The sequence below is a fragment of the Paucidesulfovibrio longus DSM 6739 genome, assembly GCF_000420485.1.
GTDB classification, from domain to species: Bacteria; Desulfobacterota; Desulfovibrionia; order Desulfovibrionales; family Desulfovibrionaceae; genus Paucidesulfovibrio; species Paucidesulfovibrio longus.
Genome location: NZ_ATVA01000012.1, coordinates 320463 through 345277, shown reverse-complemented (window position 1 = coordinate 345277; position 24815 = coordinate 320463). Strand labels below are relative to the sequence as shown.

The following is a 24815-nucleotide window of genomic DNA, read 5'->3' as shown; positions in this document are numbered from 1 at the left end:
GGCGGCGGCGGAGCCCATATGCGCGCCCGCGCGATTGCCCCTTGCCGTGCGGGGCGACGCTCGCGTAAGCTGGAAGGAGTGATCTGATATTTCTCCTCCTTTCCGGCGACAAGGCAGCTTTGCCGAGGACCAGAGCATGACCAACACACCCGACAACCCACGCGGACCGCGCTCCCTGTTCCTGGCACCGAACCGCTACCCGCCCAACCGGGTGGACGTCTCCATCCTCTTCTGCCGCGAGATGGCCGCGCGCGGCCACGACATCGACTTTCTGCTCCAGTCCGCGCCGGACGAATCCCGTTTCCGCGTCGTCGAACTCGTTCCCGGACCGGGCCGGGTGCTGCTCGGCCCCACGGACAACGGCACGGGCTTCATCCACCGCCTGCGCAAGCGCTGCCTCGATTTCTGCAACGACTGCCGCGTGCTCTGGCTGCCCTTCCGCAACCGCTACGACTTCATCCAGGTCCGCGACAAATTTCTCAGCGGACTCCTGGGGCTTTTGGCCGCGAGGCTGACCCGGACCCGCTTCTTCTTCTGGATGTCCTTCCCCATGCCGGACGAGGATCTGGAAAAGGTCCGACAGGGTACGGCCCGATACCCGCTGCTCTACGCGCTGCGCGGCCGCTTCAACGGCTTTCTGCTCTACCGCGTGCTGCTGCGCGCCGCGGACCACGTCTTCGTGCAGAGCGAGCAGATGCGACGCGACGTGGCCGCCAGGGGCATCGCCCCGGAAAAGTGCACGCCCGTGCCCATGGGCGTGGCCGACGACATGGTTCCGGCCGAGCCGGACCAGGGCGAAGCCGACGAGGAATGCGTGGCCTACCTCGGCTCGCTTTCCCGCGTGCGGCGGATGGATTTCCTGGTGCGCTCCTTCGCGCTGGTGGCGGCGAAACGCCCCGGCGCACGGCTGCTCGTGGTCGGGGAGGGCGACTCCCCGGACGACCGCGAAAGCCTCGTCGGCCTGGCCCGCGAGCTGGGCGTGGCCGAGCGCTGCGAGTTCACGGGCTTCCTGCCCCCCAGCGAAGCCTGGAAACGGCTGAACCGCGCCCTGGTCTGCCTCTCTCCGTTCTACCCCGCGCCCATCCTCAACTCCACCTCGCCCACCAAGCTCGTGGAATACATGGCCCTGGCCCGGCCCGTGGTGGCCACGGACCATCCGGAGCAGCGCCTCGTCATCGAGCAAAGCGGCGCGGGACTCTGCACGCCCTACGACGAGGCCGCCTTTGCCGAGGCCATGCTGCGGCTCCTGGCCGATCCGGGCGAGGCCCGGCGCATGGGCCTGCGGGGCCGCGAATACGTGCTCGCCAACCGCACCTACTCGTCCATCGCGGACCGGGTGGACGCGGTCTATCGGCGGCTCCTGGGCCTGCCCCCGCGCACGCGGGCCAGGGAGGCGGCGGCATGAGCGCGGGCATGTTCTTCCTCATCGGGGCGCAGCGCTCCGGCACCACCCTGCTGCGGCTGATGCTCAACGCCCATCCGGAACTGGCCGTGCCCGAGGAGGGCACGTTCTGGATGCCGCTGCTGCGTTCCCACGGAAACCGGCCCGAAGCGGTTCTCCAGGGGCGGGAGCTGGCCAACCTGCTCGACTACGTGCGCGCCAACTCGCAGTTCCGCCTCTGGGGGCTGGACGACGCCGAGGCGCGCGCCCAGGCCCTGGCCGAACCGAACCTGACCCCGGCCCGGCTGATGGAGATCTTCTACGCGGCCTACGCCCGCTCGCGCGGCAAGACCCGCGCCGGGGACAAGACTCCCAGCTTCTTCCGGATGGTCCCGGCGCTCGCGACGCTCTTTCCGCAGGCGCGGTTCATCCACATCCTGCGCGACGGACGCGACATCCACCTGAGCCTGAAAAGCATGGGCGTCAGCTCCGGGCTGGCCGTGGACGCCCTGGAATGGACGCACAAGGTGACCCGCGCGCGCCGCGACCTGGCCGCACTGCCGCCGGAACGGGTCTGCGAGCTGCGCTACGAGGATCTCCTGGCCGCGCCCGAGGAGCGCCTGCGCGCGATCTGCGCGCTGCTGGAGCTGCCCTTCGACCCGGCCATGCTCGACTTCTGGAAGACCAGCGGCAAGTACATCGGCTCGCACCATTCCGAACGCATCTTTCAACCCATCGCCCCGGACAACGTCCGCAAGTGGGAACGGCGCATGGCCCCGGCGGACATCCGCGCATTCCAGGCCGTTGCCGGGCGGACCCTGGCGGAGCTGGGCTACGACCCCGGACCGCCCCCCGGCCCCCTGGACCGGCTGCGCGCCGGGCTGGCCCTTTCCTGGGGCGTGCCCGCGCGGCTTTCGCGCGTGGCCTCCACGGCCCTGCGCCTGGGGCTCGCCTCGCGCCTGGGACTGGCCACGGACGCCGCGGGCAAGGGCGAGGCCGCCAAGAACCTGGACCCCTGACCGGAGCACCGCATGCTGGAAACGTTTCGAGAGGATCTGCGCGCCCACCGCGAAGGGCTGCTGGCCCAGGGCTTCTGGGCGCTCACGGTGTACCGTTTCGGCCACCGCCGCTTCCGCTACTCGTCCTGGTGGGTCCGCAAGCCCTGGGGCGCGCTGCATCTCGTGCTGCACAAGCTCTGCGAGATATTTTTCGGCATCAGTCTGCACTGCCGCGCCGAAATCGGCCGCCGCGTGCAGATCGAGCATTTCGGCGGCATCATCGTGCACGGCAACGCGGTCATCGGGGACGACTGCCTGCTGCGCCAGGGCGTGAGCATCGGCAACAAGCGGCCGGACCGCCCCCTGGACGCGCCGCGCCTGGGCAACGGGGTCAACGTGGGCGCCGGAGCCAAGATTCTCGGCGCGGTCAGCGTGGGCGACGGCGCGGTCGTCGGGGCCAACGCCGTGGTCCTGCGCGACGTGCCGCCCCGCTGCCTGGCCGTGGGCGTGCCCGCGCAGGTGCGCCCCCTGGACCGGACCGAGGAGGCCGAGGGGGCCGAGGAACCGGAGGCAGGAGAGCACGACGCCGCCACGCGCAAAGCAGGTCCGGCATGAGCGTGGCCTACGTCAAATCCGGCGACGTGCTGACCGAATACATGAAAATCCGCACGTCCGGCGGCGACCGCGACGGCGGGCCCCTGGTCTACCTGACCCAGTTCCTGGAGGCCACCGAGGGCCGCGCCCGCCTCGTGCTCGGCACGGCCTCGGCCCGCGCGCTCCCGCCCATCGAGGACGGAGCCACCCGGCTCAGAGGCGTGGCCGGAGGAGGCAGCGCGCGCCGCAGCCTGCGCATTTTCGCGGCCCTGCTGCGCGCACGCCCGAAAACAATCGTCTGCGGCGAACGCAACCTGCCCCTGCTGGCGACCCTGCTGGCCGCGAAACTCACGGGCGCGCGCACGATTTTTTCCAGCCACAACACCCTGGAACCCGCGAGCCCGCGCCTGCGCCACAGGCTCATGGTCCGGCTGAACGCCTTCTGCCTGCGGCGCATGCACGCCTGCATCTGCCACGGCCCGTTCCTGACGCGGCAGATGGCCGAAATCCGGGGCGGGGACGCGGGAATCCTGACCTTTGACCGGGGCATGGACGACCTGCCCGAGCCCTCCTACGCCCCTCCGGCGGAGCAGCCCCGCAGCGTGCTTTTCGTGGGCCGCGTGGAGCGGGAAAAAGGCGTCTTCGACCTGCTGCGGGCCATGCGCCCCCTGCTGGAGCACGACCCGGACCTGCGTCTGGTCTACGTGGGCGACGGCCCGGCCCTGGAGGAATTGCGCGCGGAAGTCGTCGCCCTGGGACTCGGCGCACGCGTGGAGCTGGCGGGCCGGGTGCCCCACCGGGAAATCGCGGCGCGGCTGGAAACCGCCTGGGCCGCGGCCACCCCGACCCGATCGACCTTTCCGGAAGGGCGGCCCATGGCCGCCACCGAGGCCCTGCATTTCGGCATCCCGGTCATCGCGCCCGACCTCGGCCCCTTTGCATTTTTCGTCAAGCACGGGGAAAACGGCCTGCTCTTCCGCTCCGACTGCGAATCCGAGCTGCACGAGCGGCTCAAGGCCGTACTTTCCGATCCCGGCCTGCGCGCACGGCTCTCCGAAGGCGCGCGGCGCACGCCCTCGCGCATGGCCGGTCACGACGATTTCGCCGGAGCCCTGGCCAAGGCCCTGCGCCTCGTGGAAGGCGGCAGGCCGGAGGCGCGCGCATGAGCGCGGCCAAGGACAAGGGCTTCGTGGGCTCGGTGCTCACGCTCATGAGCGGGAACATCCTGGCCCAGGCCGTGACCGTGGGCTGCACCCCGATCCTGACCCGGCTCTTTCCGCCCGAAGCCTACGGCGAATTCGCCCTGGCCTTCTCCTGCATCACGGTCCTGGCCTCGATCTCGCACCTGCGCTACAACTCGCCCATCATGCTGCCCAAGGACGAGGAGGACTCCCACGCCCTGACCCTGCTGGCCCTCTGCCTCGTGGCCGGGTTCAGCGCGCTGGCCCTGGCTGTCGTGCTGCTCCTGCCGGAAACCCTGCGCGGGCTGCTCGGCGTGGCCTCGCCCACGACCCTGAAGCTGATCCCGCTCGGCTGCCTGTTCAGCGGGGGCATTCTGGTTCTGCAAATCCGCAACCTGCGCCTGAAGCAGTTTCGCCGCCAGGCCGCGGCCCAGTTCGCCGGAGCCGCGACCAGCCGGACCCTGGTCATCCTGGCCGGGCTTTCCGGGCTGACCGCGCCCGTGGTTCTGGTGGCCATGAAGCCGCTGAACGACCTCTTCCTGCTCGTGACCCTGGTGGCAGGGGATTTCCGCAGCTTCCTGCGGCAGGTCTTCGGCGCGCCGACCTGGAAGCGCGTTCCGGCCGTGGCCCGCGCCTATGCGGGCTTTCCCAAATATTGCGGCACGGACCTCGTGCTGATGCTGAACATGGAGCTGCCCACCTTTCTGCTGGCCTTCTACTACGATCCGGTCAAGGTCGGGCTCTACAACCTCGCGGTGCGCATGCTCAAGCAGCCGAGCATGGTCATCGGCCAGGCCATCGGCCGCAGCTTCTTCCAGCACACCGCGGACCAGCTGAACAAGGGCCGCCCCATCGGCAAGTTCGTGCTCCGGGTGCTGGAATTCAACCTGATCCTCTATCTTTTTCCGGCCGTGATTCTCTGGGCCTTCGCCCCGGAGCTGTTCGGGCTGGTCTTCGGCGGGGAATGGCAGGAATCCGGCAGCTACGTGCGCATCCTCCTGCCCGTGTTCCTGCTGACCTTCATCTCGCTGTTCACGGGCACCCTGCTGGACACCCTGGGATTGCAGCGCGAGCGCTTCCTCTTCAGTCTGCTGCAACTCGCGGTCTCCCTGGCCGCCTTCGCCCTCGGAGCGGCCCAGGGCGACGCGGCCACCGCGCTGATATTCCTTTCCGCAGGCAGTTCCCTGGTGCTTGCGGCCCGGATTTTCTGGGTCACGGGCAAGGCCGGGGTCGCCCCCGGCGACCTGCTGCGCCGCACTCTCGCCCCGCTGGGGGCGGCCGCCGTGCTCGGCGCGGTATTTTTCGGGGCGCGGCCCCTTCTGGGCAGTCTCGCCGGGAACCTCGACCGCCACTGGCTGGAGCTTCCCCTGGCCGGGCTGCTGCTCGCCGCGTATTTCGCGTTCTTCTACCTCACGCGCATCCGGCGGCTGCTCGCCGAGCGCGGGCAGGCCTAGGGCCAAGAATCCTGATGGAGGAAAGACCATGACCGGAACCGTCACCATTCACATCGGCCTGCACAAGACCGGAACCACGACCCTGCAAAACCGCGTCTTTCCGGCCTGTCCGGAACTGAACTTCCTCTGCACGGACAACGACGGCTTCCTGCCGTTCTATCGCTACGCCGCCTACAGCGACCCCATCTATTTCGAGCCGCAAAAGGCCCACGCCCTGCTCGCGGGCATGCTCCGACCGGACAAGCCCAACCTGCTCAGCAACGAAGGCTTTTCCGGCCCGCTGCACTCCGGCGACCTGGAATACGGCCTGGACCACCGCGACGCGGTCCTGCGCAACCTCGCGGCCGCGTTTCCCGACGCCCGCGTGATCCTGACCCTGCGGCGGCAGGACGGACTGGCCCGCAGCCTCTACCGCCAATATCTGCGCAGCGGCGGCACGCGTGGCGTGGAGCGCTACTACGGCTTCGCCGCGAACACCCCGCACCAGCCGCTCTTCAACCGCGACCGCTTCCGCTATCTGCCCTACGTCCGGCGGGTGGAGGAGCTGTTCCCCCAAGGCCTGCTCCTGCTGGCCTACGAAGAGCTGGTCCGCGACCCGGACGCCTACCTGGGCCGGATTTCCGAATTTCTGGACGTGACCCTGCCGCCCCTGCCGAAGCGCAAGGACAACGCCACCCGGCTCGGCCCCTTCGGCCTGGGCGTTACCCGCGTGCTGAACCACTTCTTCCGCAGCTACCTCAACCCGGCCGGGCTCGTGCCGGGCGTGCCGCGCCTGAAGAACGGCAAATTCTCCCTGGTCAGTCCGGTGACCTTGTTGCACGAATATTGGCCCTTCGGGTACAAGGGAGGGAAAACGGGCAAGCCCGGCGTCCTGGCCGCGCGCATCCTTGAGGAATGCCGCGAGGACAACCGCGCCCTCGACGAGCGCTACGCCCTGAACCTCAAGGAATACGGGTATTACTGATGACGCAGCGACACCCAAGCCCACGGTCCCGGCCCGGAGCCTCCCGGCCCGAATCTTCCCGGCCTGTAGCCCCCTGGCACGCTTCCCTGCACCGTATTTCCGCGCTTGCGGCGGCCCTTTTCCTGGCCCTGGCCGCTTTGGCCCCGGTCCACGCGGCCGAGAGACTCTCCTCCATGATCGCGCCGCCGGTCATGAAACCCTACCAGGACGGCCCCCTGGCCTTGGACGCGCCCGCGCCCGACGTGCAGACCGACCTGACCCGGCTGGGCTATCTCGACGTGACCCGCGCGCCCTTCCTGGCCGACCCCACGGGCAAGCAGGACAGCACCCAGGCCCTGCAGAAAGCCATCAACTACGCCCGCGACCACCAGCTGGTCTGCTTTCTGCCTTCCGGCACCTACCGCGTCTCCGACACCCTGGACTGCATCCAGCAATACTACCTGCGCAGCAACGGACAGGTTTTCGGAGCGCGCTACTTCCCCTGCGTGATCCAGGGCAGCGGCAAAGGCCCCCGGCCCGTGATCGAGCTGGCGCCCTTTGCCGACGGCTTCGACAATCCGCGCAAGCCCAAGGCCGTGATCCGCTTCCTGGCGCGCAAGCGCTCCAAGGAAGGGCCCGTGCCCAGCCAGTTCTCGTCGAGCATCAACTTCAACCAGATGCTCATGAACGTGGACGTGCGCATCGGCGAGGGCGACACCGGGGCCATCGGCGTGGTTCTCTGGGCCGCGCAGGGCTCCGGCGTGCAGGACTGCGCCATCGACGCCGGACCGGGCCACATCGGCTTGCAAGGCGGCACGGGCGCGGGCGGCAGCCACTACGGCGTCACGGTCACGGGTGGCGACATCGGCCTGGACCTGCGGCTCACGGACCCCGTGCCCCTGGTCGCGGGAATGCGTCTTCTGGACCAGCGCAAGCACGCCATCCTCTACAGCGGCATGAACACCCTGGTGGCCGTCGGGCTGGAGGTGCGCAGCAGGGCCAGCGGCCCGCTGATCAAGAGCAACGCCGAGCAATGGGGGCCCATGATCGGCCCCATGGACATCATCGACGCACGCATCGAGATGCCGCGCGGCGGCACGGCCATCGAGGCGGAGCGCTCGCTCTATCTGAAAAACGTGGTTTTCGACGGAGCCACCATCCCGGTGCAGCACCCGGACGCCATCGGCTTTCCCGCGGCTGCGGGCGGCAGGCTGACCGTGCGCGAATACGCCCACGGCATCAATCCCGTGACCAAGAAGCTCTTTTTCCTCAAGTGCCCCGTCTACCTGAACGGCAAGGCCCAGCCCAGGGCGAACTACGCCGAGGCCGACCCGATGGAGCTCGCCGGACCGGCCTCCGGCCCGGCGCTGACCGAAGACCTGGTGGGCCGTCATCTCTGGCCGCATCAAGTCCCGCCCATCGAAATTCCCGGCATCGCCAACGTCTTCGACTACGGGGCCAAGGGGGACGGCCGAACCGACGACACGGCCGCCATCCAGAAGGCCATCGACGAGCACGACGACGTGTTCCTGCCCAAGGGCTATTTCCGGCTGACGCGCCCCCTTGTTCTGCGGCCTGAAACGCGGCTCCTGGGCGCGGCCAAGAACCTCTCCTTCCTCTGCGTGGACAAGAACGAGCCCGGCATCGTCAACGGCCCCGGTCCCCACGCCATGGTCGTGACAGCGGACGCCCAGGACTGCCGGACCAGCATCGTGCACGTGGGCTTCTACCTGCCCGTGGAGGCGGACAAGACCATCGCCCTGGACTGGCGCTCGGGCGGCCGGAGCATGGTCAAGGACATCCTCATCCACAACCGTTCGCTCAAGGGCTTCAAGGTCAACGACAAGAACTTCCCGGACCGGCAACTGCCCCTGTTCCTCGTGGAGGGGCACGGCGGCGGGGCGATCTACAACTACTTCCATGAAGGGCACTCCGGCCACGGCAAGGACTATCGCCACCTGCTCGTGCGCGGCACGCCCGGACCGCTGCGCTTCTACCAGCTCGACATCGAGCACGCCAAAGGCACGTATCAGAGCGAAATCCGCGACGCGGGCAAGGTCGAGATCTACGGACTCAAGGGCGAGGGACACCTGCCCATCCTCCGGGCCGAGAACGTGCGCGAGCTGAACCTGTTCGGCACGGGCGGCAATGCGGCCGCGCCTCCGGGCGAGGTGCTGCTCTCGTTCAAGAACGTGCAGCGGCTGACCCTGGCCAACGGCAATTTCTGGCCGCGCGTCACGGAAAAGGAATTCCTGGGCAGCCGGGGCTACGACCCCGGAGTCTGGTCCCTGCTCGAAGACGAGATGCCGGACGGCACCCGCGTGGTCACGCCCCCGCGCGACATGCCGGTGCTCTACAAGCGCTGAGCCCCACAAACCCGAACGCCGCGCGCCCCCAAGCCGCGCAGCGCAAAGCACAGCAAGGACGCGGACCGGACCCGATGAAAATCCTTCAGGCCAACAAGTTCTTCTACAACAAGGGAGGCTCCGAGCGGGTTCTTTTCCAGGAACGCGCCTGGCTCCTGGAGCACGGGCACGAGGTCGTGGACTTCTCCATGAGCGACCCGCGCAACGAGCCCTCGCCCTACGCGGACGACTTCCTCTCCCACCGCGATTTCGGCGCGCCCCCTGGCTCCCTCGGCGAGAAGCTGCGCCTGGGCGCGAATTTCGTGCACTGCGCCGAGGCCGTCCGCAGGATCACGGCCCTGGCCGAGCGGGAAAAGCCGGACATCGCGCACCTGCACAACATCTACCACCACCTGACCCCGTCCATCATCCCGGCCCTGAAGCGGCTCGGAATCAAGGTCGTCATGACCCTGCACGACTACAAGACGGTCTGCCCGGCCTACGTGATGCTGGACAAGGACGGGAACATCTGCCGCAAGTGCGAGCCGCACCGCTTCTACAAGCCCCTGACCGCCAACTGCCAGGGCTCGCGCTTCAAGGGCCTGCTCCTGGCCGCGGAGCGCTCCCTGCACCACTGGCTCGGAAGCTACGACGGCGTGGACGCCTTCATCGCGCCGAGCCGCTTCCTGCGCGACACCGTGACCCGCCACGTCCTGCCCCGACGCAAGGTCCGGGTGATCCCCAACGGCATCGAGGTGGAACGCTTCTCCCCCTCCTGCACGGACGCGGCCTACGCCCTCTACATCGGCCGCCTCTCGCGGGAAAAGGGCATCCCCACCCTGCTGGAGGCCCACAACCGCATGGGCGCGTCCATTCCGCTCAAGGTCGTGGGTTCCGGCCCGGAGGAGGACGCCCTGCGCACCCGCTATCCCTTCGCCGAATATCTGGGCCAGCGCTCCTGGGACGAGGTCGTGGCGCTCATGGACTGCGCCTCATACGTGGCCGTGCCCTCGGAGTGGTACGAAAACTGCCCCATGGTCGTGCTCGAGGCCATGAGCCTGGCCAAGCCCGTGCTCGGCGCGAACATCGGCGGGATTCCCGAGCTGGTGGAGGACGGCGTGAGCGGGCTGCTCTTCCGGCCCGGAGACGCGGACGACCTCTGCCGCAAGATGGAACGTCTCTGGGTCACGCCCTCGCTCCGCAGGGAGATGGGCCTCGCGGCCCGCGCCCGCGCCGAGGAGCGCTACACCCTGGAGCGGCACATGCGGCAGGTCGTGGAGCTCTACGAAGAGCTGCTGGCCCAGCCCGCGCCCGCGCCCAACCGCACGCGCATCACCTTTTCACGCAAGGAAACGAACATGCCCGCCGATCCCGCCGCCTCCGCGCCCCAGGCAAGGCCCCTGCCCAGGGAGGGCCTCGTCTGCCTGACCTATCGCTGCAACGCCCACTGCCACATGTGCAACATCTGGGACTTCCCCAGCGATCCCAAGGACGAGATCGGACCGGCGGACCTGGAAAAGCTGCCCGGCGGGTTCAAGTTCATCAACCTCACCGGCGGCGAACCCTTCCTGCGCAAGGACATCGCCGAAGTGGTCGAAACCGTGCTGCCCAAGACCGAGCGCGTGGTCATCAGCACCAACGGCTGGTTCACGGACCGCATCACCGGGCTGATGGAGCGCTTCCCCGAAAAGGTCGGCGTGCGCGTCAGCCTGGAGGGCCTGCCCGCCACCAACGACAAGCTGCGCGGACTTAAGGACGGCTTCGACCACGGGCTGCGCACCCTGCTCCGGCTGCGGGCCATGGGCGTCTGCGACATCGGCTTCGGCATCACCGTCTCGGACAAGAACGCCCTGGACATGCTCGACCTCTACGAGCTTTCCGAGGCCATGGGCCTGGAGTTCGCCACGGCGGCCATGCACAACAACTATTATTTCCACAAATTCGACAACAGCTTCGCCGACACCGACCTGATCTCGGAGCAGTTCCGGCGGCTGGCCGTGCGGCTGCTGAAGACCCGGCGGCCCAAGAACTGGTTCCGGGCCTGGTTCAACTACGGCCTGGCCAACTACGTGCGCGGGGGCAAGCGCCTTCTGCCCTGCGAGGTGGGCTCGGACCTCTTTTTCCTCGACCCCTTCGGCGAAGTGCGGCCCTGCAACGGCATGGAGGCCAGCATGGGCAGCATCCGCAACGCCTCCTTCGAGGAAATCTGGAATTCGCCCGAAGCGGACGCCGTGCGCGCGCGGGTCCGCTGCTGCGACGCCCAGTGCTGGATGATCGGCTCCGTGGCTCCGGCCATGAAGAAACGCCTCTCCGTGCCCGCGACCTGGATAGCGCGCAACAAGCTGCGCCTGCTGCGCGGACAGGAGATCGACTGGACCTTCCCCGTCGCCGCCCCGCGCGGCACGGGCGGAAGCTGCGGCGGCGACGGGGGTTCCTGCGGCGGGAGCTGCGGATGCGAATAGCCTTCCTCGGCCTGCGCGGCATCGCCGAAGGCGTGTCCGGCGGCATCGAGCGCCACGCGCGCGAGCTTTCCGTGCGCATGGCCGCGCTGGGCCACGAGGTCACCGTGTTCTGCCGCTCGTATTGGGAAACCCACCCCGAAGAGCGCTACCGGGGCGTGCGCCTGAAAAAACTCCCCGCGATCCGCTCCAAACACCTGGAAGCCATCAGCCACACCGCGCTCTGCCAGCCCTTCGTGCTCGCGGGGTACGACGTGGTCCACTTCCACGCCACAGGCCCTTCCCTGCTCTCCTGGGTTCCGCGCCTCGCGGGGCGCAAGGTGGCGGTCACGGTGCACGGCCTGGACTGGCGCAGGGCCAAGTGGGGCGGGCTGGCGTCCTTGATTCTGCGCGCCGGAGCCTGGACTTCCGCCCATTGCCCCAACGCCACCATCGTGGTTTCACGCGAGCTGCGGGAGCATTATCGGCAAGTGTACGATCGCCCCACGACCTACATTCCCAACGGGGTGAACCCGCCTGAGCAACGGGAGCTGGACCGGCTGCGACGCTTCGGGCTGGAACCGGGAGCGTACCTGCTCTCCCTGGGCCGCCTCGTGCCGGAAAAGGGGCTGCACACCCTCGTCGAAGCCTTTCGCGGCCTGGATACGAACCTGCGCCTCGTCATCGCCGGGGATCCTGCCCTGGCCGGGGACTATCCGGCGCGGCTGCGCGCCCTGGCCGGGGACGACCCGCGCATCGTCTTTCCCGGTCCGCTCTTCGGCGAGGACAAGGACGAGGCCTTCAGCAACGCCCGGCTGTTCTGCCTGCCCTCGGAGCTGGAAGGCATGCCCATCGCCCTGCTGGAGGCCATGAGCTACGGCTGCCCGGCCCTGGTCAGCGACATTCCCGAATGCCTGGAGGTCGTCCGGCCCGACGGTGAAGAGCCCCTGGCTCTGGACTTTCCCTGCGGGAACGCCCCGGCGCTGAACCTCGCCTTGGACCGCGCTCTGCACGCCCTTGCGCCGCACGACCTGAAACGCCTGGGCGAACGCGCCCGGCAACACGTGCTGGCCGAATACGACTGGGACCGCATCACGCGCGAAACCCTGCACGTTTACGAAACCATGCTCCGGTCCCGCTAGTGCGGTTCCGCTAATCCGGTTTCGAAAGCCCCCACCCGCAAGACCTGCCCGCACCTCTTGACCGGGCCGCAGGGCCGGGCATAGGTTGCGGCCATGTTCCGTTTCATCGAGCTTCAGGCCGAAGAGGCCATCCGCAAGGCCCAGCGCGAAGGGGCCTTCGAGAACCTGGAAGGCGCGGGCCGTCCCCTGGCCCTGGAAGACGATTCCATGATCCCGGCCGACCTGCGCATGGCCTACAAGATCCTCAAGAACGCGAACTGCCTGCCTCCCGCTCTGGCCACGCAAAAGGAAATCGTCACCGCCCTGGACCTGCTCGACGAGATGCGGGACGAACAGGAACGCTACCGACAGATCCAGAAGCTGAACCTGCTGGTCTCCAAGCTCAACGCCCAGCGGGGCCGCAGCATGGAGCTGGAAAAGGACGACGACTACTACCGCCGGCTCGTGGAGCGCATTTCCGTTCGCAGCGGCGTCTTGCGAAATCCTGCGAAATAATCGCGGGGCGTTGCCTTCGCCGCACGAATCCCCTATTCTCAGCCATACCCGCTTTCCCGCCCTCTGGGCGGCGGCAGGAGCGCTGCGGACGCGAAGGAGGGTCGCTTCCGCAACAGCTCGCCATGAAAGCGCTTTTCGCAGCCTGAGGGAGGGAACCTTGCGACTCGTCACCCGCGCCGACTTCGACGGTCTGGCCTGCGCCGTGCTGCTCACGGAACTGGGTCTCATGGACAACTGGCTCTTCGTGCACCCCAAAGACGTTCAGGACGGCAAATATCCGGGCCTGCCCGACGACGTGGTCTGCAACGTGCCGTACATTCCCGGATGCGGGTATTGGTTCGACCACCACTCCTCGGAAGAGCAGCGGCTGGCCGGAGGGGCGGACTTCAAGGGCGCGGCGCGCCCCGCGCCGAGCTGCGCGCGGCTGGTCTGGGAATACCACGGCGGGGAGCAGCGCTTCGGCTCCCGCTTCAACGAGATGCTCCACTACGTGGACAAGGTCGATTCCGGCGACCTGAACCTGACGGAAGTCCTGCACCCCGAGGGCTGGGTGCTGCTCGGATTCATCATGGACCCGCGCACCGGCCTGGGCCGCTACCGCTACTTCACCATCTCGAACTATCGGCTCATGGAAGACCTCATCGGCTACATCCGGACCATGCCGGTGGACGAAATCCTGGAGCAGCCCGACGTGGCCGAGCGCGTGGAACGCTATTTCATGCAGGAGACGCATTTCCGCAACATGCTCCTGGAGCGCATCACGATCCACGGCAACGTGATCGTGCTGGACACGCGGGGCATGGACGAGGTGCCGCCGGGCAACCGCTTCACCATGTATTCGCTCTTCCCGGAGTGCAACGCCTCCATCCAGGTGCTGCGGGGCCGCTCGCAGCAGAACACCGTGCTCTCCGTGGGCCACTCCATCCTCAACCGCACCTGCCGCTCCAACGTGGGCAGGCTGATGCTGCGCTACGGCGGCGGCGGCCATTTCCAGGTGGGCACATGCCAGGTGGCGAACCACTTGGCCGACGAAGTGATCGCAGAACTGCTCGAAGAGCTGGACGAATACGGCGAGCCCTCCTCGGAAGAGGCGGCGGCCCTGGCCTGAACCCCGCCCGCGCGCTCCGGCCTCCCCCACTTCCCAAGCGGGCCTTTGGTCTGCTATGTGGCTGCCTTCACCTACCCGAAGGAGCCCCATGAAACTCGCCACGCTCAAATCCGACTCCCTGCTCCTGCTCACGGCCCTGATCTGGGGCACGGCCTTCGTTTTCCAGAAGACCGGCATGGAGCACCTCGGTCCCTTCTCCTTCAACGGCATCCGTTTCGTGCTCGGCTCCCTGGCCCTGACCCCGCTGGTGGTCTTCTCGCTGCGGCGCACGGCCCCGGCGGAATACCAGCAGCCGCACGGCTTCGGCACCTACCTCAAGGGCGGGCTCATCGCGGGCTGCGTGCTCTTCGGCGGAGCCGCGCTCCAGCAGCTCGGCATCGTGACCACCACCGCAGCCAACGCGGGCTTCATCACCGGGCTGTACGTGATCCTGACGCCGCTCCTGGGCCTTTTCTTCCGCCAGCGGCCCGGCTGGGGCACCTGGGCGGGCGGCGCGCTGGCCGTGGCCGGGCTCTACCTGCTTTCCATCCACGGCGACCTGACCATTTCCCGGGGCGACCTCTACGTGCTCGTGGGCGCGCTCTTCTGGGCCACGCACATGCTCGTGATCGGCTGGCTCGCTCCGCGCATGAACCCCCTGGCCCTGGCCCAGGCCCAGTTCATGGTCTGCGGCCTGCTCAGCCTGGCCGTGGGCCTCGTCTTCGAGGAAATCACCTGGTCCGGCATGCTCGGCGCGGCGGACGCCATCCTCTACTGCGGGCTGATGTCCACGGGCGTGGCCTACACGCTCCAGGTCGTGGCCCAGCGCCAGGCCGACCCGGCCCACGCCTCCATCATCCTCAGCCTGGAAGCGCTCTTCGCGGCCGTGGCGGGCTGGATGCTGCTCGGCGAGCTGCTCGGCGTGCGCGAGCTGACGGGCTGCGGGCTGATGCTCGCTGGCATGGTCCTCTCCCAACTGCGGCCCTGATCCCGCTTCGCATCCTGTTTTTTTATCCGCGTGCCGGTTCATTCCGACCCGCGCGGTTCCGCACGCATCGCGCCGGACGCTCTTTCAGACGGCGCGGATTCCCTTTGCCTGAACAAACCCGCTCGTCTCCCCCATCTGCCTTGACCACGTTCAGTATTTTCTCCAAGACTCCGGGGTTCTCTCGCGAATGAATGAAAAAATTTGACAACTTGCGTGATTCTGTACCATAACGGCCACTGGCGTTCTCCTGCTGGGAGGACGCAGGGCGCAGTTGCCAAACGGGCCGGAAAGCCCGACCGAGTCGATACAAAACGGAGGGATTGAGATGAAAAACTGGATGAAACTGTTTGTCGTCATGGCTGCCCTGGGCATGATGTTCATGCTGGGTTGCAGCAAGGCCGAGGAAAAGAAGGCCGAAGAGGCTCCCAAGGCCGAAGCGCCCGCCGCCGAGCAGGCCGCCGCGCCCGCTCCCGCGCCGGAGATGGTCGAAATCACCTTCGCCAGCGACTGCACCTGGCCGCCCATGGAATTCCTGGACGCCGACAAGAACATCGTGGGCTTCAGCCCCGACCTGCTCGAAGCCATGGGCAAGGCCGGCAACTTCAAGCCCGTGATCCAGAACACCGCCTGGGACGGCATCTTCGCCGGCCTGGCCGCCGGAAAGTACCAGGCCATCAGCTCCTCCGTGTCCATCACCGAGGAACGCAAGGCCACCATGGACTTCTCCGACCCCTATTTCGAAGTCAAGCAGGGCGTGCTGGTCCAGAAGGACTCCGGCATCGCCACTGTTGAAGACCTGAAGGGCAAGGTCATCGGCGCGCAGATCGGCACCACCGGCTACTTCGCCGCCGGGCAGATCGACGGCGCCGAGGCCAAGAGCTACGACGAAGTCGGCCTGGCCGTGGAAGACCTCTACAACGGACGCATCGACGCCGCCATCTGCGACGACGCCGTGGCCTACGACTACGCCCTGCAGAACGAGAAGTACAAGGACACCCTGAGCCTGGCCTTCGTCCTGGAGACCGACCAGAAGGAATACCTGGGCTTCGCCGTGCAAAAGGGCGACACCGAAACCGTGAAGATCCTCAACGAGGCCCTGGCCAAGGTCAAGGCTTCCGGCGAGTACGACACGATCTACGCCAAGTGGTTCAAATAGCCGCTGATCGGCGCTGAATTCCAAACGACAATACCGGGGCCGCGTTCATCGCGGCCCCGGCCTGTTGAAGACGACCCCCAAGGGGCAGCAAAGCATGAAAGACAACAAGTTCGTCAATATCAACGTGGGCGACGGCGCGGCCATTCCCGACAAGAAGGACCGCGGCCTGTTCAACGCCTGGTGGATCTCACTCATCGGGGGACTGGGCATCATCCTGTTCCTCATCACCACCAAGCCCGACCCCTACCTGGACATTCTCAAATTTTTGCCCGACGGCGTGCTCGTGACCTTCGAGGTCACCATCCTTTCCATCATCGGCGCGCTCATCCTCGGCCTGATCACCGGACTGGGACGCATCTCCCGCGTCCGGCCCATCAACCTGATCGCCTCGACCTACGTCGAGGTCGTGCGCGGCATCCCGCTGCTCGTGCAGCTCTTCTACATCTATTTCGCCCTGGGCCAGCTCTTCCGCGAACTGCCGGAGACGAACTTCGTCTTCATCTTCCTGAAGAACATGCCGCCCCTGGTGGCCGCTGTCTCGGCCATGAGCATCTGCTACGGCGCCTACATGGGCGAGGTTTTCCGAGCGGGCATCGAGTCCATCGACAGGGGCCAGTCCGAAGCGTCCCGCTCCCTGGGCTTCAACCGCTCGCAGACCATGCGCTACGTGATCCTGCCCCAGGCCTGGCGCACCATCCTGCCTCCGGTGGGCAACGAATTCATCGCCCTGCTCAAGGACAGCTCCCTGGTCTCCATCCTGGCGGTCGCCGACCTTTTGCGGCGCGGGCGCGAGTTCGCCAGCGTCTCCTTCAACTACTTCGAGGCCTACACCATGGTCGCCCTGGTGTACCTCATCATCACGCTGATCCTTTCCAAGGGCGTGAGCTACATGGAATCGAGGTTGAATTACTATGTCCGAGACTAAGCCCATCATCGAGATCAAGAACGTTCACAAGTTCTTCGGCCAGCTGCGCGCCCTGACGGACGTGTCGCTGGAAATCGGGCGCGGCCAGAAATTCGTCATCATCGGACCTTCGGGTTCGGGCAAGAGCACCCTGCTGCGCTCCATCAACCGCCTGGAAGACATCGACTTGGGCCAGATCATTGTGGACGGCAAGGATGTCATGGATCCCAAGAACGACATCAACAAGATCCGCATGGAACTGGGCATGGTCTTCCAGAACTTCAACCTCTTCCCGCACAAGACCGTGCTCCAGAACCTGACCATGGCCCCCATCAAGCTCAAGGGCATGTCCAAGGCCGAAGCGGAAAAGACCGCCATGAGCCTCCTGAACAAGGTCGGGATCGAGGAAAAGGCCGACGTCTACCCGACCATGCTCTCGGGAGGCCAGCAGCAGCGCGTGGCCATTGCCCGCGCCCTGGCCATGAACCCCAAGATCATGCTTTTCGACGAGCCCACCAGCGCGCTCGACCCGGAAATGATCGGCGAGGTGCTCGAGGTCATGGTCACCCTGGCCAAAGAGGGCATGACCATGGTCGTGGTCACGCACGAAATGGGCTTCGCCCGCGAGGTGGCCGACCAGATCGTGTTCATGGACCAGGGACAGATCATCGAGCAGGGCACGCCCCGCCACTTCTTCGAAAACCCCGAACACCCCCGGCTGAAGCAGTTCCTGGAGCAGATTCTCTAGGCACGCCCCGCCCCGCGGCAGGTGTTTTTTACGAACGGCCCGGAGACTTCGGTTTCCGGACCGTTCGCGCTGGTTGACCTGCCTGCCGAAATGTGTTCCGAATCAACGGGATGACCCCCTGACAGCGGGGCAAGGAGTGCGCCATGAACATGAAGGAAGCCGCCCGCGCGGCCAAGGAAAAGTCCGCAGAACTGATGGACAGGTTCCGCTCCAAGGGCAGCCACATGCTGCACGAGGAGAAGATTTTCTTCGAGACGCTGGATGATCCCGAAACCGTGAAGCAGCTCCTGCTGCACGTGGTGGAAGGCATCGACCGGGGCCGCGTCATCCTCGCCGACGAGGAGGACGAGATGGTCTTCTATCCCGGCAGCCTGCTCAAGCTGACCATCCGCGGCAAGCGCGCCCAGAGCACCAGCAGCATCAAGATGACCGTGTCCTGGTCGCGCCTGGACGAGGACCACGCCACCCTGGACGACGAGCCGGTCTACCGGGGCGCGCCCGAGGCGGACATCGCCGCCGACACCAGGGACGAACCCGAACCCAAAGCCGACCATGCGCCCAAGGCCGGGAGCTGCGCCGAGACGAGCACCTCGGAGCCGCATTCCTGCGGCGAAGCCGCCGGAACCAAGGCCGCCCAGCGCGACAAGGGCGAGGCCGCGACCCCGGAATCCTGACCCGCCGCGACCTGAACCGGCCCAAGCCACTCCGAGACAAACGGACAGGCCCGGCGGAGCATTCCACTCCGCCGGGCCTGTCCGCTTTTGAGCCCCTGTTCCAAAGCTTGAAAATCAGTTGCGCGCGGGGTCTTCGCTCCGCCCGCCGCCGTGCCCCGCCAGGAGCAGCGCGCCCGCAGCGGCCGTAAACGGCGCCACCAGCACCAGCCCGAAGCTGCCCACCAGGGTCTTGAGCACTTCCGCGGCCACGTAGATCAGGTTGAACGTGTTGGCCAGAGGCACGCCCTGGGCCATGAAGGCCATGAGCAGCGTGACGTAGCCGCCGGAATAGGCCAGCAGCAGCGTGGTGGTCATGGTCCCGACCACGGCCCGGCCCACCCGGACGCCCGAGACGAAAGCCTCCCCGCGGCCGATGCCGGGCTTCTTGTCCACGACCTCGGCCATGCTCGCGGCCACGTCCATGGCCAGATCCATGACCGCGCCGCTGGAGGCCAGGAATACCGCCGAGATGAAGATGGCCGTCAGGTCGAGGTGCGCATACCCCGAATAGAGCAGCGTTTCCGCAAAGGGCAGGATGGCGCCGTGCAGGTGGAAGGCGGAGGTGAAGACCTCGGCCAGGACGCAGCTCGCCAGGACGCCGAGAAACGCGCCCAGAAAGGCCGTCAGCCCCTTGCGGGTCAGCCCGGCCACCAGGAAGATGATCGCCGCGCAGAGCAGCGCCGTGATCCCCAGGGACAGGGGCACGGGATCGACCCCGACCAGCAGCAGCGGCACGAGCACCTTCCAGATCATCAGCGCGGCAAAGGCGAAGGAGAGCAGCGCCTTGGCGCCTGTCCAGCCGCCGAAGGCCAGCAGCAGCACGGCGAACATGCCCAGCAGGAGCAGCTCCAGGTCCAGCCGATAGTGCTCCTGCGGGTTGACGTAGCGTATGGACCCGTCCTGGTTCAGCGTGAAGACGACCAGCGCCGAGTCTCCAGGACGGAAGACCTTGTCCCGGTCCATCTGGCCGAGCAGCGGGTTGACGCCGCGCAGAACCCGCCCCTGGAAGGGACCGTCCAGCACGCGCAGGGTCACTCCCTGCTCGCCCGCCAGGACCATGCCCAGGCGTTGCAGGTCGTGGTCGTCCGTGTCCAGAACCTCGGCCTTGCAGCGCACGGCCTCGTTGTCCACGCGGGCCTCGAAGCCCGTGGGCACGAACCAGAGCGCAAGGCAAAGGCCGATGAAGATCAGGGAAAGAAGCTTGTCGGCGTCCCGTAACGACGTGCCCCGCATGGCGTTCCTTGGGGTAGACGGGGAGGGACGGACGGTCCGCCCCTCCCCTGGTGGAGGATGGAGAGGGAAAAGACTCTAGTTGGACACGACGAGGTACTGCGGCTGGTCGGGCAGGCCCATGCTCCGCATGATCTTCTTGGCCACGTCCGTGTTGTCGTAGAAGCCGTTGAACAGCTCCTGGCCAGCGCCCATGGCGGACGTGCTCACAGGCACGCCGGTGTGCTTGTAGGAGGTCCAGCCCAGACCAGCCTTGCGGTTGAGCAGGTGGGTCAGGGTCACGGAAAGGGGATCGTATTCGCCGTAGAGCAGGTACTCGTCGCCCTCGGCCTTTTCCGTATCGCCCGCCAGGGAACGCGCATAGGCTTCCTGGAGCATGGCGACCTCGTAGTCGGCCAGGAGCATGTGATCCCCGGCGTCGCCCTCGAACCTGAGCCCGAAGTTCTCGGTGATGGCGGGCTTGACGGCCTCGAAATCCGCACCGGAAGCCTTCAGGGCGGGCAGGATCTCGTCGGTGAATTTCTGGAAGGAAACCTCCTGCTTGCCGAGCACGTCGAAGTAGCTCTCGTAGTGGGTTCCGGCGAATCCCAGGGTCAGGCCGCCGCACTCGTGGTCGCCCGTGACCACGATGAGCGTCTCGTCCGGGTGCTGCTTGGCGAAGTCCACGGCCACGCGCACGGCGTCGTCAAAGGCCGCGTTGTTGGTCACGGCCGCAGCCGCGTCGTTGGCGTGGCAGGCCCAGTCGATCTTGCCGCCCTCGACCATGAGGAAGAAGCCCTTGTCGTTGTCGAGCATCTCCACGGCCTTCTTCGTGAATTCGGGCAGGGTGATGTCGCTTTCGCTCTGGTCCAGGCTGTAGGGCATGGCCTCGTCGTCCTGGAGCCAGGCGTTCACGGCGATGACCTTGCCGTCCGCAGGGGTCAGGGCCTCGAAGGAAGCCTTGTCGTTGACGTACTTGTACCCGCTCTCGGCGGCCTTCTGCAGAGCGTCGCCCAGGATCGGGGCTTCGGGATCCTTCTTGCGCTTCTTGGCGCCGTCCGGATCCTTGAGCCCGCCGCCGCCGAAGAAATCGAAGCCGGAAGCCACCAGGGCGTGATCGATCTCATGGTACATCTTGCGGGTCTTGACGTGGGCGTAGAAGGCGGCCGGAGTGGCGTGGTCGATGGAGACGCTGGAAATGATGCCGACCTTCATGCCCTTGTCGCGCGCCATCTCGGCGACGGTCTTCAGGGGCTTCAGGTCCGGATCCACGCCGATGTAGTTGATGTTGGTCTTCACGCCGGTGCAGAGCGCCGTGGCCGAGGCGGCCGAGCCCGTGATGAAGCGGTTGGCGGCCGAGGTGGTGGTGATGCCCTGGGCCGGGAAGCCGTCCATGACCAGGCTGCGGCCGAGGTACTGGGTGGTGGCGGCGCGCTGGGGCAGGCCCATGCCGTCGCCGATGAAGAAGAAGACGTACTTGGCCTTGGGAGCCTCGGCAGTGGCAACCGCGACGGGCGCTTCGGCCTCGGCCTTTTTCTCCTCCTGCTTGCAGGCGCTCAAAGCCAGCATGGCCGCCAACGCGACCAGCAGTGCCAGCGTGAAGTTCCGGGCTTGTTTCCGCATGTATCGACCCTCCTTATGGCTTGGAAAGATGTGAAATACTTGCCCGTTGATACTCCAGAACCGTGACGAGTCCGCGTCGGACTGCGTCGGAGGGGTTAAACTCCTGTTTCAAGGCGGTTACGCGGGGCGCGCTTTACGCTCCCAGGCCCTTCTGCTATGAATCGAAAAGGCTTGGGAATTCCGGGAGGTGTCCATGCGCGCAGCCTTGCGCCCGTCCGGCTTCACCATAATCGAACTCGTGGTCGTACTCATCGTGCTGGCCATCGTGTCCGCAGTGATCGTCTCCAGGGTCAGCTCGCTGGACATCCGCGCCGCAGGCCAGGCCGATGCCCTGCGCTCCCACCTGCTCCACGCCCAGTCCCGCGCGCTCAAATCCGGCAGCCCCTGGGGCCTGAGCTGTTCCGGAACCGAATACTGGATGTTCACGGGAACCAATCCCAATGATGCGACCAAGGAAAGGCCGCTCCCCGGCGAGGAGGCCATGCACGTGGTTCTTGCGAACAAGGGAGTGGGCATCACAGCCTTCACGGTGATCTACGACGCCTACGGCAGGCCGGAAACAGCAGGCGGCGTCCTGCTGAACGCGAACCTGGACATCACGGTCCAGTCCGCGGGCAACGCCGGCTCCACGGCGAGCCTCTCCGTCATCCCCGAAACAGGATACGTCCAATGAACAAGCACTGCGGCGGCTTCACCCTGCTGGAAACCATTCTCCTCGTGGTGCTCGTGGGCATTCTGGGCGCGTTTCTCGTGACCATGATCGGCCCCCGGCTGGCAGCCACGCCCGAAGTCGTGACCAATGCGCGCAACGAGGGGCTCGTGCAGCGGACCATGGAGCGGGTTCAGGCGGATTATCTGGAAGAGATCAACGGCGCGGCTCCGGACAACGCCCTGGCCGCCATCGTGCAGAACGAGGCCAACGGCGACTACGATCAGGACGGCGTTTCCACGGATGTCCAGTACATCACCTTCAGCGCGGCCGGGGCGGTACAGAATTCCGCAAGCCCGACGGACACGCTCAGGATCACCGTCTACATCGACGACGGCGCGGGCCACCAGCATTACCGCATGATCAGCCTGCTGGCGCACAGCCGCGTCACGGCCCAGAGCAACGCCGCGGTGAACTACTGATGCGCGGCGCACCGCGGGATAACGCCCATGAGCGCGGGGTGACGCTCATCGAACTGGTCGTCTCGCTGCTGATCTTCTCGATCATCGCCATCGCCGGAACCATGTTCATCTCCCTGGCCATGAACAGCTATCTCATCACCGACGCGGCAGTCCGATCGGCCCAGGGAGCGGACAACGCCCTGATCCGCCTGGGCATCGAACTCAAATCGGCCCAAGGCATCGGCGGTTCGAATACCGTGATCCTCGCGGCGAACACCTCGCTGCGATACACCAGCTCCGACGCCAACCTCTCCGGCACCCGGCAGGTGCTCCTTTCCGGCGGCAATCTGTACATAGCGGTGGACGGCACGGACTACCTGCTCCTGGAAGACGTGACCGACTTCACCCTCCAGGTGGAGCAGAACGATACGGACGGCGACGCCGCCAACCAGGAAATCTCCTCCATCAACATCGGCTTCCGCATCGGCGGAACCGGCGCAACCTACGAACTCAACGTCACGCCCCGCGAGTTCATCCGGCTGTAGCGGGAAGCGCCCTGCCGCTCCCGCATTTCCGCGAAACGGGAAACACCGCCGAACCTCGCAGCGCATTCGCTGCGAGGCAAGCCGCATTTCAGCAAAACCGTGCTGCTCGTGGGGGGGAAGAGAGCGAGCCTTCCGGGCGGGCTGCCGCAGGGCGGAGCCTTTGCCGGCGCACCGTGCGCCGCGACAAGAGGGGCATTCGGCCCCCTTGGTCAGGGCCAGAAAGCCCCGATGTAGTCTGAAGCGACAAACCGCGAGGAGAACCAACTGTTGCCGGGGTTCAGCTCCCCGTTGGCGTACAGTCCGCCGATGTAGCTCCCGCCGCTGCCGGGCCGGATGTCGCCGCCGGCGTAAATGGTGCCGAACCAGCTCACCCCGCCGCCGAAGCTCACGTTCCCCTTCACGTCCATGTACACGCGGCTTGCCTCTGCGTATTCCGCGAAGCTGGTGCTGGAGACCCTGTTCGACGCCGAGAAGCAGGGAACGCTCGACGAGGTGCGCACATAGAGTTCGCCGTGGAAGGACATGTCGCCGCTGCAGAAGATGTTGATGTAGGTGCCGGGCGTGGAGAGATCGAAACATATCTTGTGCCAGCCGGACGAGGTGATGGAGGTATAGGCGTTGGAGGTGTCGCCCAGGTCGGCCACGCCGGTGAAGACCTTGTCCGCGTTGATGACGAGGGCCTGGGTGCTGGCCACGGTCTTGTGCTCAGGGAACGTATAGCTCTGGCAGATTTCGGGAAGGGCGATCTCGGCCTTGTCGTAGCCCGTTGTCACGCTGCCGCGGAAGCCGCCCGGAGACGTGGCCGTGCCGGTGCAGTAGATGTCGCCGGTCACCGTGCCGCCCCACCCGATGAAGACGTCGCCGCCGGAGTAGACGTCGCCGTGCACCGTGCCGGTGATGCTCACGGAGTCCTGCGCGTAGATGGATCCGTTCACGGTGCCGTTCGAGTTGGTCACGCCGCCTGCGGAGCGGATGTCGCCGTTCACGGTGCCGCTGTTTATGGAGACATCGCCCTGCGCGTTCAGGTCGCCGTTCACGGTTGCGCCGCCCTTGACGACGACGCAGGTAAGCGAGCAGAGGGTGTTGTTCTCGCCAAGCGTCCCCACCCGCGCGCCGCCGGAAATCGAGAGGCAGGTGGACGTTCCGAGGAACGTGAGCGAGCCGCTGATGCTGCTGCCGCCCCTGATGGTGACCGATTGCGTGATGACGTCCCCGATGACGTCGCCGGAGATGGTTGCGGCCGTGCCGCCGTATATGCCGCCGAGGACGGCGGCTCCGTCGCCGCCTTCCGACCCGCCGCCGGAAGCGGCCGGCAGGTTGAAGGTCAGGTTGCCCGTGGACGCTGTGGCCGGTTCAGCCGTGGAGCAGCTTGTTCCGGTGGAGTTTACTGTTGCGGCCCCGCTCGAGTAGGTGACGGCGAGCGTGAAGGACATCCCCGTGCCATCGTCCACGACGTAGGTCTTCCCGTTCATGTCCAGCACGGCATCCGTGACGGCGCTCTCGCTCGCGCAGGCCCGCAGGCGCGCCATTGCGTAGCGCATGCCGGATTCCGCCATGTACTCGGCTTGCAGGGCGCAGTTCGGACGCATGACCGCGGACGTCGTGGTTGCATAGCGCGTCGCGCTGACCGATGCGATGACGCCGAAGGCAACGAGCGCCACCACGATGTAGATGAGGGTGTTTCCGCGTTCGCCGGATCGGCGGTCTATGGCCTGGGTGTCGTACACGCAGCAAACATACATAAATAGGAACTGCCGCGCA

The 24815-nt window shown here is 66.6% G+C and carries 22 protein-coding genes; 19 read left to right on the top strand and 3 right to left on the bottom strand.

Annotation, left to right across the window (positions count from 1 at the left end; all coding sequences use genetic code 11):
- Positions 1-136: 136 nt before the first annotated feature.
- From G452_RS18350 to G452_RS0106160, 16 genes are all read left to right on the top strand, one after another.
- Positions 137-1405: a glycosyltransferase family 4 protein gene (locus tag G452_RS18350; RefSeq protein ID WP_022661407.1), complete on the top strand. Its 1269-nt coding sequence runs from the start codon at positions 137-139 to the stop codon at positions 1403-1405.
- A complete protein-coding gene (locus tag G452_RS0106230) occupies positions 1402-2400 on the top strand; it encodes a sulfotransferase family protein (RefSeq protein ID WP_022661406.1) in 999 nt (332 codons plus the stop codon). The genes G452_RS18350 and G452_RS0106230 overlap by 4 nt, the downstream gene beginning before the upstream one ends.
- A 12-nt stretch (positions 2401-2412) precedes the next feature.
- Complete coding sequence (locus G452_RS21830) at positions 2413-2994, top strand: serine O-acetyltransferase (protein WP_022661405.1); 582 nt, start codon at positions 2413-2415, stop codon at positions 2992-2994.
- A complete protein-coding gene (locus tag G452_RS0106220; protein WP_022661404.1) occupies positions 2991-4139 on the top strand; it encodes a glycosyltransferase in 1149 nt (382 codons plus the stop codon). The genes G452_RS21830 and G452_RS0106220 overlap by 4 nt, the downstream gene beginning before the upstream one ends.
- A complete protein-coding gene (locus tag G452_RS0106215) occupies positions 4136-5608 on the top strand; it encodes a lipopolysaccharide biosynthesis protein (RefSeq protein ID WP_022661403.1) in 1473 nt (490 codons plus the stop codon). Before G452_RS0106220 ends, G452_RS0106215 begins: the two co-directional genes overlap by 4 nt.
- Positions 5609-5636: 28 nt before the next feature.
- Positions 5637-6572 (top strand): sulfotransferase, encoded by a 936-nt coding sequence (locus G452_RS0106210; protein WP_022661402.1) that lies wholly within the window; start codon positions 5637-5639, stop codon positions 6570-6572.
- Positions 6572-8917, top strand: coding sequence for a glycosyl hydrolase family 28-related protein (locus tag G452_RS0106205; RefSeq protein WP_162141279.1), 2346 nt, complete (start codon positions 6572-6574; stop codon positions 8915-8917). The genes G452_RS0106210 and G452_RS0106205 overlap by 1 nt, the downstream gene beginning before the upstream one ends.
- Positions 8918-8991: 74 nt before the next feature.
- A complete protein-coding gene (locus tag G452_RS21065) occupies positions 8992-11358 on the top strand; it encodes a glycosyltransferase (RefSeq protein ID WP_022661400.1) in 2367 nt (788 codons plus the stop codon).
- Positions 11349-12476 (top strand): glycosyltransferase family 4 protein, encoded by a 1128-nt coding sequence (locus tag G452_RS0106195; protein ID WP_022661399.1) that lies wholly within the window; start codon positions 11349-11351, stop codon positions 12474-12476. Before G452_RS21065 ends, G452_RS0106195 begins: the two co-directional genes overlap by 10 nt.
- A 93-nt stretch (positions 12477-12569) precedes the next feature.
- Positions 12570-12971, top strand: coding sequence for a DnaJ family domain-containing protein (locus G452_RS0106190; RefSeq protein WP_022661398.1), 402 nt, complete (start codon positions 12570-12572; stop codon positions 12969-12971).
- A 157-nt stretch (positions 12972-13128) separates the two neighbouring features.
- A complete protein-coding gene (locus tag G452_RS0106185) occupies positions 13129-14079 on the top strand; it encodes an exopolyphosphatase (protein WP_022661397.1) in 951 nt (316 codons plus the stop codon).
- An 88-nt stretch (positions 14080-14167) separates the two neighbouring features.
- Positions 14168-15046, top strand: coding sequence for a DMT family transporter (locus G452_RS0106180; RefSeq protein ID WP_022661396.1), 879 nt, complete (start codon positions 14168-14170; stop codon positions 15044-15046).
- Between the two features lie 337 nt (positions 15047-15383).
- Positions 15384-16202 carry a basic amino acid ABC transporter substrate-binding protein gene (locus tag G452_RS18335; RefSeq protein WP_235619590.1) on the top strand — a complete coding sequence of 273 codons (819 nt, stop codon included), beginning with the start codon at positions 15384-15386 and terminating at the stop codon, positions 16200-16202.
- 94 nt (positions 16203-16296) lie between these two features.
- Positions 16297-17127, top strand: a complete 831-nt coding sequence (locus G452_RS0106170; RefSeq protein WP_022661394.1) for an amino acid ABC transporter permease — start codon at positions 16297-16299, stop codon at positions 17125-17127.
- Positions 17114-17854: an amino acid ABC transporter ATP-binding protein gene (locus tag G452_RS0106165; RefSeq protein ID WP_022661393.1), complete on the top strand. Its 741-nt coding sequence runs from the start codon at positions 17114-17116 to the stop codon at positions 17852-17854. Before G452_RS0106170 ends, G452_RS0106165 begins: the two co-directional genes overlap by 14 nt.
- Positions 17855-17997: 143 nt before the next feature.
- Entirely contained in the window at positions 17998-18528 is a 531-nt protein-coding gene (locus G452_RS0106160) for an amphi-Trp domain-containing protein (protein ID WP_022661392.1), read from the top strand.
- Positions 18529-18642: 114 nt separating this feature from the next.
- Here G452_RS0106160 and G452_RS18330 read toward each other — a convergent pair whose 3' ends face one another.
- Positions 18643-19800 carry a YibE/F family protein gene (locus tag G452_RS18330; protein WP_022661391.1) on the bottom strand — a complete coding sequence of 386 codons (1158 nt, stop codon included), beginning with the start codon at positions 19798-19800 and terminating at the stop codon, positions 18643-18645.
- A 75-nt stretch (positions 19801-19875) separates the two neighbouring features.
- Positions 19876-21399, bottom strand: a complete 1524-nt coding sequence (locus G452_RS0106150) for an alkaline phosphatase (protein WP_022661390.1) — start codon at positions 21397-21399, stop codon at positions 19876-19878.
- Between the two features lie 193 nt (positions 21400-21592).
- Between G452_RS0106150 and G452_RS0106145 the strand changes: the two genes are divergently transcribed.
- From G452_RS0106145 to G452_RS0106135, 3 genes are read left to right on the top strand one after another with little or no spacing between them, the layout of a single operon-like run.
- Entirely contained in the window at positions 21593-22072 is a 480-nt protein-coding gene (locus tag G452_RS0106145; RefSeq protein WP_022661389.1) for a GspH/FimT family pseudopilin, read from the top strand.
- Entirely contained in the window at positions 22069-22530 is a 462-nt protein-coding gene (locus G452_RS0106140) for a type II secretion system protein (RefSeq protein WP_022661388.1), read from the top strand. The genes G452_RS0106145 and G452_RS0106140 overlap by 4 nt, the downstream gene beginning before the upstream one ends.
- Positions 22530-23054, top strand: a complete 525-nt coding sequence (locus tag G452_RS0106135; protein ID WP_081650507.1) for a PulJ/GspJ family protein — start codon at positions 22530-22532, stop codon at positions 23052-23054. Before G452_RS0106140 ends, G452_RS0106135 begins: the two co-directional genes overlap by 1 nt.
- A 209-nt stretch (positions 23055-23263) precedes the next feature.
- Here G452_RS0106135 and G452_RS0106130 read toward each other — a convergent pair whose 3' ends face one another.
- Complete coding sequence (locus G452_RS0106130) at positions 23264-24796, bottom strand: bactofilin family protein (protein WP_022661386.1); 1533 nt, start codon at positions 24794-24796, stop codon at positions 23264-23266.
- Positions 24797-24815: the final 19 nt, after the last annotated feature.

Coding starts and splice junctions, on each gene's coding strand:
- G452_RS18335 (WP_235619590.1), top strand. CDS start 15,384: ATGAAACTGTTTGTCGTCATGGCTGCCCTGGGCATGATGTTCATGCTG.
- G452_RS18330 (WP_022661391.1), bottom strand. CDS start 19,800: ATGCGGGGCACGTCGTTACGGGACGCCGACAAGCTTCTTTCCCTGATC.
- G452_RS21830 (WP_022661405.1), top strand. CDS start 2,413: ATGCTGGAAACGTTTCGAGAGGATCTGCGCGCCCACCGCGAAGGGCTG.
- G452_RS0106180 (WP_022661396.1), top strand. CDS start 14,168: ATGAAACTCGCCACGCTCAAATCCGACTCCCTGCTCCTGCTCACGGCC.
- G452_RS0106130 (WP_022661386.1), bottom strand. CDS start 24,796: ATGTATGTTTGCTGCGTGTACGACACCCAGGCCATAGACCGCCGATCC.
- G452_RS0106135 (WP_081650507.1), top strand. CDS start 22,530: ATGCGCGGCGCACCGCGGGATAACGCCCATGAGCGCGGGGTGACGCTC.
- G452_RS0106145 (WP_022661389.1), top strand. CDS start 21,593: ATGCGCGCAGCCTTGCGCCCGTCCGGCTTCACCATAATCGAACTCGTG.
- G452_RS0106205 (WP_162141279.1), top strand. CDS start 6,572: ATGACGCAGCGACACCCAAGCCCACGGTCCCGGCCCGGAGCCTCCCGG.
- G452_RS0106215 (WP_022661403.1), top strand. CDS start 4,136: ATGAGCGCGGCCAAGGACAAGGGCTTCGTGGGCTCGGTGCTCACGCTC.
- G452_RS0106140 (WP_022661388.1), top strand. CDS start 22,069: ATGAACAAGCACTGCGGCGGCTTCACCCTGCTGGAAACCATTCTCCTC.
- G452_RS0106160 (WP_022661392.1), top strand. CDS start 17,998: ATGAACATGAAGGAAGCCGCCCGCGCGGCCAAGGAAAAGTCCGCAGAA.
- G452_RS0106195 (WP_022661399.1), top strand. CDS start 11,349: ATGCGAATAGCCTTCCTCGGCCTGCGCGGCATCGCCGAAGGCGTGTCC.
- G452_RS0106220 (WP_022661404.1), top strand. CDS start 2,991: ATGAGCGTGGCCTACGTCAAATCCGGCGACGTGCTGACCGAATACATG.
- G452_RS0106210 (WP_022661402.1), top strand. CDS start 5,637: ATGACCGGAACCGTCACCATTCACATCGGCCTGCACAAGACCGGAACC.
- G452_RS18350 (WP_022661407.1), top strand. CDS start 137: ATGACCAACACACCCGACAACCCACGCGGACCGCGCTCCCTGTTCCTG.
- G452_RS0106190 (WP_022661398.1), top strand. CDS start 12,570: ATGTTCCGTTTCATCGAGCTTCAGGCCGAAGAGGCCATCCGCAAGGCC.
- G452_RS0106165 (WP_022661393.1), top strand. CDS start 17,114: ATGTCCGAGACTAAGCCCATCATCGAGATCAAGAACGTTCACAAGTTC.
- G452_RS0106150 (WP_022661390.1), bottom strand. CDS start 21,399: ATGCGGAAACAAGCCCGGAACTTCACGCTGGCACTGCTGGTCGCGTTG.
- G452_RS21065 (WP_022661400.1), top strand. CDS start 8,992: ATGAAAATCCTTCAGGCCAACAAGTTCTTCTACAACAAGGGAGGCTCC.
- G452_RS0106170 (WP_022661394.1), top strand. CDS start 16,297: ATGAAAGACAACAAGTTCGTCAATATCAACGTGGGCGACGGCGCGGCC.
- G452_RS0106230 (WP_022661406.1), top strand. CDS start 1,402: ATGAGCGCGGGCATGTTCTTCCTCATCGGGGCGCAGCGCTCCGGCACC.